The organism is Sediminibacterium soli (genome assembly GCF_009939225.1).
Taxonomy (GTDB): Bacteria; Bacteroidota; Bacteroidia; order Chitinophagales; family Chitinophagaceae; genus Sediminibacterium; species Sediminibacterium soli.
The window spans coordinates 121,727-137,053 of record NZ_JAACJR010000008.1 but is presented as its reverse complement, the minus strand read 5'-3'; the positions used below and the strand labels follow the sequence as shown (position 1 = coordinate 137,053).

Below are 15,327 nucleotides of genomic sequence, written 5' to 3'. Positions count from 1 at the left end.
TTTTACACCGTCTTGATATTCCCTGCCGAAATTCGACTATTCGATATTATTTTTATTTCCATGGAAAACACCACCATCATCATCTTCCTGCTGTTTGGAATGGCATTTATCGGGATACTGAGTAATAAGTACAAATTCCCGCTGCCGATTGCGCTGGTATTATGCGGGGTGATCATCAGCATCATGCCGGGACTGCCCGTGATTGCATTGAATTCCGATGTGGTGTTCGTGATCTTTCTTCCGCCCCTGCTGTATGGCGCGGCATGGTTTACCAGCTGGCACGAGTTTAAGGCGAACCTGCGTCCCATCGGCCTGGCGGCCATCGGTCTGGTGATCTTTACCACTGTCCTGGTAGCGGTTGCCGCTCACTGGATGATAGCGGGTATCGGCTGGCCAACAGCTTTCCTGATCGGCGCCATCGTATCGCCGCCTGATGCCGTTGCCGCCACATCCGTTACCAAAGGTCTCGGTATCAGTCCAAGGCTGATTACCATTCTCGAAGGCGAAAGTCTGGTGAACGATGCAAGCGGACTGGTGGCTTACAAATATGCGCTGGCAGCCATTACGCTCGGAAATTTTGTACTCTGGGAAGCGGGACTCAATTTCCTGCTCGTGGCCAGCGCCGGTATTGCCATCGGTCTGGTGATCGGTTACCTGATGTATATTATCCACAAACATTTTGTCTGCAGCCCGGTCATAGAAGTGACTTTTACCTTCCTTACGCCGTTTGCCGCCTACCTGCTGGCAGAACATTTTCATTTTTCGGGTGTGCTGGCCGTGGTCAGCACGGGTCTGTACCTCACTTTCCGGTCGGGAGAAATATTCACCAACCAGAGCCGTATCATGGCCTATTCGGTATGGGAAGTGGTGATGTTTATCCTTAACGGACTGGTGTTTATCCTGATCGGTCTGCAGCTGCGCGGGGTTATCTCCGGTATTGCTGAATACGGAAGGTATGAGCTGCTGCTGTACGCGGTCATCATCAGCCTGGTGGTGATCATCGTCAGGTTCGTATGGGTGATACCGGCTGCTTTTTTGCCGAGGATCATGAGCAGGAAAATACGGGAAACCGAAACCCTCGACCGCCGCAACCTGGTCATATTCGGCTGGGCGGGCATGCGCGGTGTGGTGTCGATGGCGGCGGCCCTGGCCATACCCACCCTGTTACCGGATGGTTCTCCGTTTCCGCACCGCAACCTCATCATCTATCTTTCCTTCTGCGTAATACTGGCCACGCTGGTGCCGCTCGGACTCACTCTGCCCTGGATCATCCGCAAAATGAAGATGGAGCCCTATTCCATTGCGCTGGAAGAATACGATGTGCGAACAAGGGTGGTAACGCAGACCATCACCTTTATTGAAGAAAACCTGGCATTGATACAGGACGATCTGCTGGACAATATCAAGAGCAAATACGAGGTAAAATACAACCGACTGCAACGCACAGACCTGCCTTCGAATTATTTCGGGAAAGGAAAAACGCTTGCCGGCAGCATCTTTAATGAGTTTACCCAGCTGCAGCTGGACCTTATCGGGATCGAAAGAAAAGAACTTGCCCTGATGCACAGGAAGGGAGAAGCCAACGAAGAGATCCTCCGCAAGATCGAGCGCGAACTCGATCTTGAAGAAACCAGGTTGCAGATGGAAATGTATGGAGGGTGATCTTTGGTGGTGAGGGTATTTATCGTTTGCGGTGCTGGCGGGCTACAAAGGCTTCAAAATCTTTTAGTGAAAAACTGCTGAGGTTCTGTTCGCGGGTGAGGCCCGCTTTTTGGGCGGCCAGCACGCCGTAGCGGCAGTCGTCGAACCCTTCAACGGCATGTGCATCGGGATCGATGGAAATCAGCACATTTTTTTCAAGCGCATAGGCGATGTAACGCCAGTCGATATCCAGTCTGCGCGGGTGTGCATTCAGCTCAATCACCACATCGTTGGCGGCGCAGGCGTCTATGATCTTTGCATGATCAACAGGATAGCCGTTGCGGCTCAGCAGCAGCCGGCCGGTCATATGACCAAGGATGCTGGTATAGGGGTTCTCGATCGCTTTCAGCAAACGCATCATCGCCTTTTCTTCGTTCATCTTCAGGTTGGAGTGAACCGAAGCGATCACGATATCGAAACTGCTGAGTATTTCGGGTGCGTAGTCAAGACTTCCATCGTTCAGGATATCGCTCTCAATGCTCTTGAATAGTTTGAATGGGGCCAGTTGTTTGTTCAGCTCATCCACCTGCCGGTGCTGTGCCAGTATCCTTTCCTCGCTGAGCCCATTGGCATAGAATGCTGTTTTCGAGTGGTCGCTGATCACCAGGAACTGCAGGCCTTTTTGTTTTGCCGCCTTCGCCATGGCAGCCAGGTCGTCTGCGCCATCGCTCCAGTTGCTATGGCAGTGAATGATGCCGGTAATGTCTTCCGGCTGGATAACTTCCGGAAGCGGCTGCTTTTTTGCCGACAGCAAAGTGGCGGCGGTTTCGCGCAGGTATACCGGTATCAGGGGCAGCCCTGCCTGTGCAAAGATCATGTCTTCCGTTGCATACTGTCCATCCAGCGCATGGTGTTCGGCGATCCATGTTTCCAGGAATTCGGCACTGCAGCTTGTGCGGAACAGGGTGGCGCAGAACTGGTCGGCAGTGCTGGTATAAAAACCGAACGAGATATGCTGACCGGCGCTCTGGCCCTTTACCAGCAGGTAACCGTTTTCTTCCGTCACCACTTCAAACAGGTTTTCCCCTGTGGTTTCTTTTCCGGAGGCGGGTGCAGGCGTTTCAAATTTGTCTTTGAGCGTTTGCATACCGGCCGTGGTAACCCATTCCAGTTTATTGATCACTTCCATCTGTCTCCGGAACTCGCCGGTGATCTCAAAGCGCTCGTTGGCAAACAGCCGGTGCAGCATATCGGTCCAGGCAGCTGTATTTTCCGCCACCTGCCGGTACAGGTAACTGCCCTGGTTGTTCATATAGAACTCGATGGCCTCCCGGATATTGTTCTGTGTTTTTTCGCCAAAACCCTTGTACAATGTCAGTCGGTTCTCGTTGCAGGCATAGAGCAGTTCGCCCAGCGATTCGATCTCCAGTTCCTTCCAGATGGTAGCGATCTTTTTTGGGCCGATGCCTTTGATGTGGAGCATTTCGAGTACACCGGCGGGTGTTTTCAGCAGGTATTCTTTCAGCGCGCCCAGTTCGCCTGTTGCCAGCTGCTCCCTGATCTTGGCCGCAACCGATTCCCCGATCCCCTTAATGGCCGCGATCTTGTCCGGCGCCAGTTCTGCAAGGGGCGTGGTCAGCCTGTCGATGGTAAATGCAGCCGAAGCATAGGATTTTGCCTTAAAGCTGTTATCGCCATGGATGTCCATGAGTTTGGAAAGAAGGGAGAAGTTTTCGGAGATGGTATAGTTGTCCATTTAATTTGAGAATGAGGTCATTTGAAAATTTGAAAATGGGAGGTTCAGCGGTTCAATTGTTAAATGGTTATTTGTGCGCAATTGACCAGTATAACAATTCGGTCATACCGCTAACTTCTTCATTTTCAAATTGTCAAATTACCACATTTTCAAATTGCTCTCCCTTTTTGCATAAAAAAACCCGGGAAATTTTCCCGGGTCTCTCGATATTCTCTTCGAAGAAATTACTTCTTCTTAGCGGCAGCTTTCTTTTTAGGAGCTGCTTTTTTCTTTGGAGCGGCTTTCTTTTTAGGAGCTGCTTTTTTCTTTGGAGCAGCTTTCTTTTTAGGGGCTGCTTTCTTTTTAGGAGCAGCTTTTTTCTTAGGCGCAGCCTTTTTAGCGGCTTTCTTTGCAGTTGCCATGTTTTTAGATTTAATGGTTAGTTAATGCATTAAAAATAAAAACTTATTTGGAACTGCAAAAAAAAATTTTTATGCGCTCACTTCAACCGGCTTTACAGACACGGTTGTTTTGTCGTTCTTTCCTTTCCTGAATTCAACCAGGCCATCCGACAGTGCGAACAGGGTGAAGTCAGATCCAACACCAACATTCTTACCGGGATGGTATACGGTTCCTCTCTGGCGAACGATAATGTTACCAGCAAGTGCAGGCTGACCGCCGAATATTTTTACACCTAAACGTTTGCTTTGTGAGTCGCGGCCGTTCTTTACGGAACCTTCACCTTTTTTGTGTGCCATTGTGTATGAGTTTAAAATCAGAACAATCCTTACCAGAAGAAATGACCGATTGATTAAGCGATGCTTTCAATTTTGATCCTTGTATAATGGGTGCGGTGTCCGTGTTTTTTACGGAAGCCTTTCCTTCTTTTCATTTTAAAGGCGATCACTTTATCACCCTGAACGAGGTCGCTGATGATCTCTGCTTTTACAACTGCCTTCACAGCGCTGCCGGTGGCAACTGCACCCGCATTGTCTGTAAACAGTACATCTTTGAACTCAACTTTGTCTCCGGTTTTACCCTGCAGGTGAGGAACATACAGGCTTTGACCCGCCTGAACTCTAAATTGCTGACCCGCGATTTTTACTATTGCTAACATAGCTTACCAAAATTAGGACGGCAAAGGTAGGGTTTTATTCGAAAAAACCATAAAGATTTTGCAATAAAATCTTATTAACACCCGTGGAAATCCCCAGGCCCGGGCGGCAATTGCCCATCGGGAAAGCGGCGTTTTCGCTACCTATTTCCCTACCTTTGTTTCTCTAACGATCCGTAGCAGAACATGAACCTAAAATCTCTCCTGGCGAAACCGTTCGCTCATTATATACATAACAAGATCCAGAAAAATGCGCATTCGGCCCTTGAAGACCAGGATGCGATCCTGAAATCCCTGCTAAAGATCGGTAAATCAACGGTTTTCGGAAAAGACCACGGGCTCGGCCAGGTAACCGACCATGCGGGGTTTGTACAGGCGGTGCCGGTGCGCGATTACGAGCAGTTCAAACCCTATATCCAGCAGGTAAAAGAAGGCAGGCACAATATTCTGTGGAAGGGGCGCCCGATCTATTTTGCCAAGACCAGCGGCACCACCAGCGGGGTAAAATACATCCCGATCACCAAAGATTCCATTGATAATCATATTGATTCGGCACGTAACGCCCTGCTTTGCTATATGGCGGAAACGGGTAATTCGGGGTTTGCCAGCGGCAAAATGATCTTTCTGAGCGGGTCGCCCGAACTGGAAAGGGTGGGCGATATACCCACGGGCCGGCTCAGCGGTATCGTTAACCACCATATACCCAGCTACCTGCGGTCCAACCAGTTACCCAGCTATGAAACCAACTGCATAGAGGACTGGGAAACCAAGCTGGAAAAAATCGTTGCCGAAACGGTTAACAAAGACATGACCCTGATCAGCGGCATACCGCCATGGATGCAGATGTATTTTGACAGGCTGATGGAAAAAACCGGCAAAAAAATTGCTGCGTTATTTCCCAACTTCAGTGTTATGGTACAGGGAGGTGTCAATTTTGAACCGTATAAAGCCAGGCTGTTTGAGAGCATCGGCAAAAAAGTGGACTCGATCGAGCTGTTTCCTGCCAGCGAGGGTTTTTTTGCTTTCCAGGACTCGCAGGTAAAAGAAGGGCTGCTGCTGAACACCAACAGCGGCATTTACTACGAATTCATACCCGCCGCCGAAGTATTCTCGGAGAACCCCACGCGTCTTTCGCTGAAAGAGGTGAAACTGGGGGAGAACTATGCGCTGGTCATCAACAGCAACGCCGGTTTGTGGGGATACAATATCGGCGATACGGTTAAGTTTGTCAGCATCGATCCCTACCGGCTGGTGGTAAGCGGCCGCATCAAGCATTTTATCTCGGCATTTGGCGAACACGTGATCGGCGAAGAAGTGGAGCAGGCCCTGCTCAAAGCGGTTACCGAACAGCATGCCAAGGTAACCGAATTCACCGTGGCGCCGATGGTGCAGCAGCAGCAGGGAAAAAGCTACCATGAATGGTTCATCGAGTTCGAAAAAGAACCCGATGATATGCAGCGTTTCCGCGAGATCATCGACCAGAACCTTCGCAGGAAGAATGTTTATTATGATGACCTCATCAGCGGCAACATACTGCAGCCCCTGCAGATCCGCAGGCTGCGCAAGAACGCATTCATCGATTATATGCGCTCGGTGGGTAAACTGGGCGGGCAGAACAAAGTTCCCCGGCTCAGCAACGACCGCCAGATCGCGGATGCATTGGAGGAATTCGCAGGATAAACAGCCGGCCGCAGCCTGCTCCGGACTGTGTTTAACAGGCATTTTAACAACCGATTGCCGGCTGTTATTTATTAATTGCTGATTTTTAACGATTAATCATCCTCTCGTGACGCAAAAACGTATCGCTATATTCGGTTCAACAGGTTCCATCGGCCGGCAGGCGCTGGATGTGATCGCAGCCAATCCCACTCTGTTCTCTGCAGAGATACTGACAGCACAAAGCAACGATGAGCTGCTGATCAAACAGGCGCTGGATTTTCAGCCCAATGCCGTGGTGATCGGTGATGAAAGAAAATACATCAACGTAAAGGAATCGCTTGCACATACCAATACCAAGGTATTTGCAGGAGAAGACGCGCTGGAACAGGTGGCTGCCATGGACAGTTATGACATGATGCTTGCTGCCATCGTGGGTTATGCGGGTCTGCGTCCCACGCTCAAAGCGATAGAAGCAGGCAAACCCGTGGCGCTCGCCAATAAAGAAACACTGGTGGTGGCAGGCGATATCATTATGCGCATGGCGATGGAAAAACGCATACCGATCATCCCGGTCGACAGCGAGCATTCCGCTATTTTTCAGTGCCTGGTGGGAGAGGGAAAGAACAGGATCGAGAAGATCGTGCTTACGGCCAGCGGTGGCCCCTTCCTGGGCAAGAAGCCCAATTTTCTGGTGAACGTGAAAAAAGACCATGCCCTGCAGCATCCCAACTGGAGCATGGGCGCCAAGATCACCATCGATTCGGCAACGCTGATGAACAAGGGACTGGAGATGATCGAAGCGAAATGGCTGTTTAACCTGTCGCACGACCAGGTACAGGTACTGGTGCACCCGCAGAGTATCATCCACAGCATGGTGCAGTTCGAAGACGGAAGCATCAAGGCGCAGATGGGTCTGCCCGATATGAAACTGCCGATACAGTATGCCATGGCTTTTCCGCAGCGGATACAGAACGATTTTCCGCGCTACGATTTCCGCAAACCCAATACGCTTACGTTCGAAGAACCGGATATCAAAACCTTCCGCAACCTGGCCCTGGCCATGGAAGCGCTTAAACAGGGGGGCAATATGCCCTGCATCCTCAATGCCGCCAATGAAATTGCGGTGTATGCATTTCTCCGTAACCGGATCGGTTTCCTCGATATGACGGAGCTGGTGGAACGCACCATGGCCCGCATCTCTTTTCTGCCCAATCCCACGCTGGAGGAGTATTTTGAAACCGACGGCGAGGCCCGTAACTTCGCGGCCTCACTCATACATATGTAAAGAGTGCAAGATGAACCAGGGGCAGGCCAACCTGCTTCAGGCATCGTAATCCGTAAATCCGTAATCCGTTAATCCGTAATCCATACAATGACTGGAACTTTATTAGCAATCGACTGGGCAAGCACGGGCGTTAAAGCAGCGCAATTTGTGTTGTCCTTTTCCATACTGGTGGTGCTGCACGAACTGGGGCATTTTCTTCCCGCCCGCTGGTTCAAATGCCGCGTGGAAAAATTCTATCTTTTTTTCAATCCCTGGTTCAGTCTCTGGAAAAAGAAAATAGGCGAAACGGAATACGGCATCGGCTGGGTGCCTTTTGGCGGTTTTGTGAAGATAGCGGGTATGATCGACGAGAGCATGGACAAGGAGCAGATGAAACAGCCTGCGCAATCTTACGAGTTCCGCGCCAAACCGGCCTGGCAGCGGCTGATCATCATGACCGGCGGTGTGATCGTGAACGTGATCCTCGCCATCGTGATCTTTATCGGCATCACCTGGGTATGGGGCGAAGAAAACCTGCCGGTGAAGAATATGAAATACGGTGTGTACACCGATTCGCTGGCAAGAACCCTGGGTATTAAAGACGGCGATAACATCCTATCCATCGATGGACAGTCGATCGAGAATTTCGGAACCCTCGAGTCGGAGATCGTGTTAAAAGAGGCAAAGACGCTGGGTGTGGTACGCGAAGGCCGGCCGGTGGCGATCACCATTCCCGAAGGGTTTATGAAACAGATCGTAAGCAAGAAAAAGCTGGGGAGTATGGTGTTTCCGCGTTACCCGGCGGTGGTGGATACGGTAACCAAGGAGGCCAGGTTCTTCGACGGCACTTTCTTTAGAAAAGGAGATACGCTGATCGCGATCAACGGCCACTATTTTCAATACCTGAACGAGTTCCAGGAATGGAAAAAGAAATATGCCGACTCGGTGGTAACCGCCACCGTGATACGCGGCGGCGACACCGCATCGGTAAAATTCCTGATCAATACCAAAGCGGTCAGTCTTGGTTTCAAAGACCCTGCCGAGGTATTGGGCACGGTAACCAAAACCTATTCGTTTGCAGAAGCTATTCCCATGGGCTGGAAACGCTGCTGGCAAACGCTCGACAGGTATGTAACCGGACTGAAACAGCTGGTTACCGGTAAAGTGGCCGCCAAGGATTCCCTGGGCAGCGTGATCAGCATCGGCAACACGTTTCCCGGTGTGTGGGACTGGGAGCGTTTCTGGACGCTGACCGCCATCTTCTCGATTATCCTCGCATTCATGAATATATTACCCATACCCGCGCTCGACGGCGGACATGCGCTCTTCACCCTCTACGAAATGATCACCGGCCGCAAACCCAGCGATAAATTCATGGAATACGCGCAGATGGTGGGCATGGTGCTGTTACTCGGATTGATGGCGTATGCGTTGGGGCTGGATTTCTGGCGATTGTTTAAGTAGGCAATTTGAAAATAGGTTAATTTGAAAATTTGAAAATGAGGACTCCGGATGTAGTTTGTTGATTTAACAAACGCAGCTGCCTGTAATTTTGTAATTTTGGGCCTTGGTCATTTTCAAATTGACCTATTTTCAAATTAACCGGGGTCGTACTGGTTTTGACAGCATAGGTTACGGTTGGTGTAAGCATGCAGTGCGTTGGGTAATTAGCACTTTAATCTGAATACTCAAACCTCAAATGGCAATACACAGTATGCCATGGCTGCTTAATCAGTGATTAAGTAACCATTTGGGCCGCCGCGCAGGTCTGCTTCTTACCAGGCGCCGCCGCCGACTCAACACAAAAGAGGCTGCTGCAACCCAAGGCTGTGCGGGTTGCTTAAGACTATCCAGCTAAGCGGTTTGTTGGTCTGTTCATGTCCGGCAAACCGCCGACAAGCAATCATGAAATAAGCATGTAGAAAGCCAATGGTTACGATGTTTGGACAGGGGTTCGACTCCCCTCGACTCCACAGATTTGCCAATGCCGGTCGCCTGACCGGCATTGTTGTTTGCTGTTGATTGTTGTGAGGCGACCAACGATGACATGAGCTTGTCCATTGAAACCCAACGCGAAAATGGAAGGCGAAGGTGGACTGAGGGTAAGGAAATGTAAAAGCATTTCCTTTTTTGTTCAACCTGACTCGCACTGAAAACCTGTTTTGCCCTCTGATAGTTTTACAATGAGATAATTCATGCCGCAGCAGCATCAGCTGTCGGCAGCTTTTTCATTGAAGGAGGCGGTAAGCAGGAGATCTCTTCTCGATTCGAATTGCCCTGCCTTATCTTTCATCAGGCGCATGGAGTATGTTTTTCCCTGATCAAGTGTTTTTTCAAACCCGGGGTTCCATTTATAGAATTTGTCGATGTCGATTCCCAGAGCATCCGTGATCACTTTTGCACTGTAGCGGCCGTTCACTTCCAACAGTATCGAATTATCGATCTCTTCACCTGAAAAGGGTATGGCATTGGGATTTGCCAGCAGCGCTTTCTGTACCTGCGCTTCCTGCGCGGTCAGCGTCGTCCAGCCGCCACCGCCTTCGAAGAGATAATGTGTGCCGATAAATTTCTTTACGTGATTACGCGTTTCCTCTGGCAGGTAAGACTGAAGTTCCCAAAAATTCTTACTCCCCGATTCGCGGATCGCATCTTTAACACGGTTAACGCCGCCGTTGTAGGCTGCCACCACCAGCAGCCAATCTCCAAAAACGCCGTAGAGTTCTTTCATCAGCTGCGCGGCGGCTTTTGTGCTTTTTTTGAAATCCATCCGCTCATCATGTCTGCCTACATGCAGACCAAAGCGTTTTGCTTCATCAGGCATGATCTGCCAGGGGCCAACCGCTCCTGCCCATGATACCAGTTCAGGCTTAAGATGACTCTCGATGACGCTCAGGTATTTCATCTCTCTGGGAACGCCGTAGCTGGCGAGGATTTTGTCGTAGAGGTCAAAATAGGGTTTACCCCAATCTTTCATTTTCTCAAGTTCCTCTCCCTGCTTGCGCATATATTCCTGCACAAACGATAAAGCTTGCGGATTAAGTTGCGCGATCCCGGAATGGTTACCGGTGGCCGCAGGCATATAAAGGCTGGAAAACGGCGATCTCGAAGGGATATTATTATTGGCATCAGCAAAGGACATGGTCGTCACGCCGATGATCAGAAGGGCGAAGTAGATAAGGCTATATTTGCTGGCCGCAATAATGTTACCAAGACCGAAAGTGAAGCGAAACCATTTCATAGGCTACAACTTTTTGTGATTTGTTAACTAATTGCAGTTAGTCGTTGGTAGCAGTATGTACCGGTTGCACAGGTTAGACTTTCTGTTGTCACCGTAGTTTAATCGGTTAAACGCATCAGCGTTTTAATAGAGGATTGCAAAGATAACTTTTTGTGTTATAACCCTATCACAAAGGACTCAATCAATATCAAAACGAAATGCTAATATCACGGGGTAAACAGTGTATGAATTCTTGGTGGGATTGTGTATCTGCGAATTTACTCAAGAATGATAATAGTGGAATCAAGGGTTCGATTCCATTCCCCTCATCTCCACTTGTCTGCCGAAAACGCACTTGTTCATTGAAGCCCAAAGCGAAAATGGAAGGCGAGGATGCACTAATATTAATAAGATATGTAATGCATTTCCTTGTTTGTTTGATAACCTGCTTGGAGTTTATTTACGCACCTGAACTATTCTAATTTACATTTGTTCAATGCGCGCATCTGTTTTAATTATTGACGATGAAGACTCGTTAGGTCCGGAACAATAGCCGTTTTTTAATTCTTCATAAGGTACGCCTTATGGTTACCGGCAAGGTGACCAGGAAATTTTCAGTTCAGCAATAAAGGTAAAAAGGAAGTATGGCGCTCGCGCGAAGTGTTTCTGATACCGCTGATTTAATAACAACGGCTTGAATCCAATGCGACAATGGAAGGCGTAGCAACACAAAAGGTCTTGCAATGATGAATTGCTAGACCTTTTGTGTTGCTACAATATGATCGTTCCGGGCGCAAACCCCTCTTTAGAATAAATATCTGCGATGAAGTTTTGCTTAGGCCAATAAAAGTATACGCTGCGTAGCATGGAAAGATAAGACGCAGGATAAGCCGATCGTTTCCCCGTATTACCCCTTTCTCCTTGCATCAAAATCAACCATCCATTCGATGCCGTATTTGTCCCGGAACATGCCAAAATAGGAACCCCATGGACTGTCTCCGATAGGAAATTCAACCTGTCCCCCTGCGGAAAGTCCGTTGAATATTTTATCGGCTTCTTCTTTGCTTTCCGCACTGACTGAAATTTTACTCCGGTTCTCGTTTTCGTCCACACGTCCCAGACCCGATGGCACATCATTGGCCATCAGCATACTGTTTTTGCCAATGGGCAGGGCGATGTGCATGATATGATTGGCTTCGCTTTCGGTCCATTTCGGATCGGGCTCGGCCGGCATGTCTTTGAAACGGACAACCATCGCGAATTCACCGCCAAATACTGATTTGTAAAAATTGAATGCTTCTTCGGTATTACCGTTGAACATTACATACGGATTGATCTGTGCCATGATGTTAATTTTTAATGACTACAAACCTCGGGAATTATCTCCAGGTTGGCCTGTGCAAATGCGACAATTCCGGTGGTCATATGCGTCAGAAGACAGCTCCCGCGAAAATCGGGCAGTTTACAGGTAAGGGTATTTTTTGCCTTTTAAACTGCCTGATTTTCACGGGGCACTTACACAGAGAGTACCCCGTTACGTCGATAAGTGCCAACCGGTCTTTGAAAACAGTTGGATCGCTAACGAATAACCAATAGGCAAGATTTCGTCAACCCGCAAAACAATAGCCACATCCTTTTTCCTGCGCCCTGCCCAGCGCCCATAGGCCGGAAGGAACCAGGTTTATTCCGGGCAGGATGCCTGACAGAAACTCTTTTTTTACCTCGGCGCCGTCCAGTTTCATTTTGGCGGCGATGGTATGCGCATTTACGGTGAGCGCTGCATCGCAAACACAAAAGACCACACCGCTGTTCTGCAGTTCCCCGATGCTGATGGGCACCGGACCAAACCCCGGTATCACAAATTCGCCGTCTTTGGTTTGCCACATCGGATTGCGTGTGGCAGGCTTGCCCGTGCGATGATCATCCACGCCAAAGAATTCTCCGAACCGGTATTTTTCCCAAAGCCCGTCCTCCATCGCGTAAGGAATACCATCATGGCGTAACACCACCACGGAGTTGGTTTCTTTTTCCGGCGTTCCGGTGGCCTGGTTGGTTAATAAAAAAACCTTGGGCCAGGCAAAGGCAAAAATGCCATGCGGCTTCGGCACATCAAACACCATTTTGTGTTTTCCGTTTATTTGCGCCACCCAGTCATCGGCTGCCAGGTCTGTGTTTGCGGTTGCAGAAGCAGTAGCCATGGAGCTGGGCGGATTGATCAATACAGAAAGGCCAAGCGCACCGGCTACTTTGGTTAAAAAACCGCGTCGTTGTTGGTAATTGCTTGTACTCATAATGTTGTTTTTAAAGGTTAACATTAAAAAGTAGGCAATAAATCTGTTTTTTGCAAGCAGTCCGGCGCGATACCGGTTGTATGACACGGTAGTACTATTACAACTGATTGAAGATGAATCGGCAATTTTTTCAATTGGCGGCGGTGCTGTTAACTTCCGTTAAACCTGCTGTACAAACGGGTATCCGGAGAATACCGGGAAAGATCACCGCAGAGACAGCGAGGGGGCGGCGTTTCGCAGAGATCAAATCCGCCAATCCATCATCCGTTAATCCGGAATATCTTCTCCCTGCTTTATAACTGCTTTTCAAAAACAACCCTGTCTTGTCCGGGGCCTGAATAGTTTTTCACCACTTCAATACCCTGTTCATTTTTTTCGCCGACAGGGTTCATGCCGATCTTCCTGTGAAAAAAAATGGAATGGTGGTTGCCCGGGGTGGTAATGGCTTTTAGTTTACTGCAGCCCTGTTGTTTTGCCAGCTGGGTAAAATGATCATAGAGTTGTTTGCCCAGCCCCTGCCCCTGGTAATCCTGCCTGACACCTATGAGATGCACATATCCTGTCTTGCCTGTCTGGGAGAAAAAGCCAAACAGATACGCAATTACCTTGTCTTTATCCCTGATCACAAAAGCGGTGTTGCCAAATTCATGAAGCAACATTGGATGGTGTATCGAAAGTGTGCGGTCGCTTCCCCAGAATGCTGCGATCTCTGTACTGGTCAAAGTCTTGCTTGGTGCAATGCTGTATCTCCATATTTGTTTGCTTTATTGCCAACAGATTATTTTGCAGCGAACGCTCGGGATATTGAATGAACCATCTGCTTAAAGATAATCTATTCTGCCATGTGCCTATCTGCTGTAATGCGTATATTTACTTTCCGTCCGCCTGAAAAATCGCCTGAATCTTTTCTTTATTCACAAGCAGATCATTCAACAACGCAACATGCATAAGCCCGGGCGCCAACCTGTTAAAAAAGACGAACGTACTTTCCGCCTAGCCGATTATCTCCGTAAAAACAAACTGCCCGCAGTGCCCGATAGCTGGAACTGGGATGCGCATATTGCGAAAGACGCATGGGGTGAGATGGATAATATGCGTTCATCGGACTGCACCATTGCTGCGGCGGGACATTTTATCATGACCTGGACCTCGAACACCGGTAAACTTTTCCGGCCAAGCGATGCGGCCATCGTGGCAACCTATTCCGCACTCACCGGCTACGATCCCGAAACAGGCGCCAATGACATCGGTATGAATTCGATCGATGTATTGAAATACTGGCGCAAATATTATATCCATGGGCATCGCATTTTCGCGTTTGCATCCATCGATCCGCTCGATCACGAAGAGGTAAGACAAACCATCTATCTTTTTGGCGGATGCTATGCCGGTCTGAACCTTCCTGCTTCGTGTATGAAACAAAAACGCTGGGAGATACCCGCCTCCGGCACCGTGGGCGATTTTGAACCGGGCTCCTGGGGCGGGCACGCGGTGCTCATCACGGGGTACAGCGAACATGGACTGAAAGCAGTTACCTGGGGAATTGAAAAATGGATGAGCTGGGCGTATTTCGATACCTATTGCGACGAAGCCTATGCCGTACTGAGTGAAGATTTTATAAAGGACAACAAAAATCCCGCAGGCATTGATCTCAGCGCGCTGCGGGATAGTCTTGCTGCTTTGAAAAATCCGTAATTAACCGCCGGTTTTTCCGCTTTTTCCTTTGCGGGAAGGAACTTTTTTGGCGATTTTCTTCACTGCTTTTTTAGGAGCTGCTTTTTTTACCACTTTCTTCGCCGCTTTTTTTGGTGCAGCTTTTTTCTTCGCCGCTTTTTTAACAGCTTTCTTCGCTGTTTTTTTGGCCATTGGTTTCTTTACGGGTTTTTTAGGCGCTGCTTTTTTAGCGGCCTTTTTTGCTGTTGCCATACGATCCGGTTTATGGGTTAGTAAATGAATATTTTTTTTGACCGCGGCATTTGTATCGTCTTCCTCCACCCAGTACCCCCTGCCGTAAAATACCAGGAGCTCTTCGCCGGCCCTGATGTTTTTCTTTGCCTCGATAAACACTTTCAATCCGTCGCGCACATACCTGCAGTTATTGTCAACACCGGTTAACTGTCCGGTTCCCGTGGCATCATTGGCAAACTGCGCAATACCGTCCTTGTAATTTTTCGCATCGATCAAATAACCCGGGCGCACAACAAATGCATAGGGCATATCCGCTTCCCTGACTTTTTTTCTGATCACCCCTTTGTATTCGATAATGCGGGTTCCCCCGTTGATGGCGATCCTGGTAAACAGCCCTTTGCCCGCACCGGGTAACAGGGACCGTTTAATAACCAGGTAATTTTCAGGAAGCGGCATCAGGAATAATAAACGAACGCTTTCCCTGTTTTATTGCATAAT

Annotated in this window: 14 protein-coding genes and 1 other RNA gene; 6 read left to right on the top strand and 9 right to left on the bottom strand. The window is 49.0% G+C overall.

Translation table 11 applies throughout. The annotated features are described in order from the left end of the window. Positions 1-60 precede the first annotated feature (60 nt). Complete coding sequence (locus GWC94_RS07860; RefSeq protein ID WP_161834501.1) at positions 61-1,662, top strand: Na+/H+ antiporter; 1,602 nt, start codon at positions 61-63, stop codon at positions 1,660-1,662. A gap of 19 nt (positions 1,663-1,681) precedes the next feature. On the opposite strand, the gene GWC94_RS07855 is transcribed toward GWC94_RS07860, so the two are convergent. From GWC94_RS07855 to rplU, 4 genes are all read right to left on the bottom strand, one after another. Continuing rightward, complete coding sequence (locus GWC94_RS07855; protein WP_161834500.1) at positions 1,682-3,397, bottom strand: DNA polymerase/3'-5' exonuclease PolX; 1,716 nt, start codon at positions 3,395-3,397, stop codon at positions 1,682-1,684. A gap of 224 nt (positions 3,398-3,621) precedes the next feature. Continuing rightward, entirely contained in the window at positions 3,622-3,798 is a 177-nt protein-coding gene (locus GWC94_RS16670) for a hypothetical protein (RefSeq protein WP_202628667.1), read from the bottom strand. A 69-nt stretch (positions 3,799-3,867) separates the two neighbouring features. Further along, positions 3,868-4,134: a 50S ribosomal protein L27 gene (rpmA, locus tag GWC94_RS07850; RefSeq protein WP_161834499.1), complete on the bottom strand. Its 267-nt coding sequence runs from the start codon at positions 4,132-4,134 to the stop codon at positions 3,868-3,870. Positions 4,135-4,187: 53 nt separating this feature from the next. After that, positions 4,188-4,493, bottom strand: coding sequence for a 50S ribosomal protein L21 (gene rplU / locus GWC94_RS07845; protein WP_161834498.1), 306 nt, complete (start codon positions 4,491-4,493; stop codon positions 4,188-4,190). Between the two features lie 183 nt (positions 4,494-4,676). Here rplU and GWC94_RS07840 point away from each other — a divergent pair, with 183 nt between their 5' ends. The 4 genes from GWC94_RS07840 to ssrA all read left to right on the top strand — a co-directional run bounded on the left by GWC94_RS07840 (position 4,677) and on the right by ssrA (position 9,389). Next, positions 4,677-6,170 carry a GH3 auxin-responsive promoter family protein gene (locus tag GWC94_RS07840; RefSeq protein ID WP_161834497.1) on the top strand — a complete coding sequence of 498 codons (1,494 nt, stop codon included), beginning with the start codon at positions 4,677-4,679 and terminating at the stop codon, positions 6,168-6,170. 106 nt (positions 6,171-6,276) lie between these two features. Next, positions 6,277-7,434, top strand: a complete 1,158-nt coding sequence (locus GWC94_RS07835) for a 1-deoxy-D-xylulose-5-phosphate reductoisomerase (protein WP_161834496.1) — start codon at positions 6,277-6,279, stop codon at positions 7,432-7,434. 87 nt (positions 7,435-7,521) lie between these two features. Further along, positions 7,522-8,877 carry an RIP metalloprotease RseP gene (gene rseP / locus GWC94_RS07830; protein WP_161834495.1) on the top strand — a complete coding sequence of 452 codons (1,356 nt, stop codon included), beginning with the start codon at positions 7,522-7,524 and terminating at the stop codon, positions 8,875-8,877. Between the two features lie 140 nt (positions 8,878-9,017). Further along, positions 9,018-9,389, top strand: a transfer-messenger RNA (tmRNA) gene (gene ssrA / locus GWC94_RS07825). Between the two features lie 233 nt (positions 9,390-9,622). Here the strand turns inward: ssrA and GWC94_RS07820 are convergent. The 4 genes from GWC94_RS07820 to GWC94_RS07805 form a co-directional block, all read right to left on the bottom strand. After that, the gene (locus GWC94_RS07820) at positions 9,623-10,651 is read right to left on the bottom strand and encodes a lytic transglycosylase domain-containing protein (RefSeq protein ID WP_161834494.1); all 1,029 of its coding nucleotides are present in this window, start codon (positions 10,649-10,651) and stop codon (positions 9,623-9,625) included. Positions 10,652-11,537: 886 nt separating this feature from the next. Next, positions 11,538-11,975, bottom strand: a complete 438-nt coding sequence (locus tag GWC94_RS07815) for a VOC family protein (protein WP_161834493.1) — start codon at positions 11,973-11,975, stop codon at positions 11,538-11,540. Between the two features lie 262 nt (positions 11,976-12,237). Next, positions 12,238-12,921 carry a hypothetical protein gene (locus tag GWC94_RS07810; RefSeq protein WP_161834492.1) on the bottom strand — a complete coding sequence of 228 codons (684 nt, stop codon included), beginning with the start codon at positions 12,919-12,921 and terminating at the stop codon, positions 12,238-12,240. 293 nt (positions 12,922-13,214) lie between these two features. Further along, complete coding sequence (locus GWC94_RS07805) at positions 13,215-13,643, bottom strand: GNAT family N-acetyltransferase (protein ID WP_161834491.1); 429 nt, start codon at positions 13,641-13,643, stop codon at positions 13,215-13,217. Positions 13,644-13,863: 220 nt separating this feature from the next. Here GWC94_RS07805 and GWC94_RS07800 point away from each other — a divergent pair, with 220 nt between their 5' ends. Then, positions 13,864-14,616, top strand: coding sequence for a hypothetical protein (locus tag GWC94_RS07800; RefSeq protein ID WP_161834490.1), 753 nt, complete (start codon positions 13,864-13,866; stop codon positions 14,614-14,616). On the opposite strand, the gene GWC94_RS07795 is transcribed toward GWC94_RS07800, so the two are convergent. Then, the gene (locus GWC94_RS07795; RefSeq protein WP_161834489.1) at positions 14,617-15,285 is read right to left on the bottom strand and encodes an SET domain-containing protein; all 669 of its coding nucleotides are present in this window, start codon (positions 15,283-15,285) and stop codon (positions 14,617-14,619) included. Positions 15,286-15,327 lie beyond the last annotated feature (42 nt).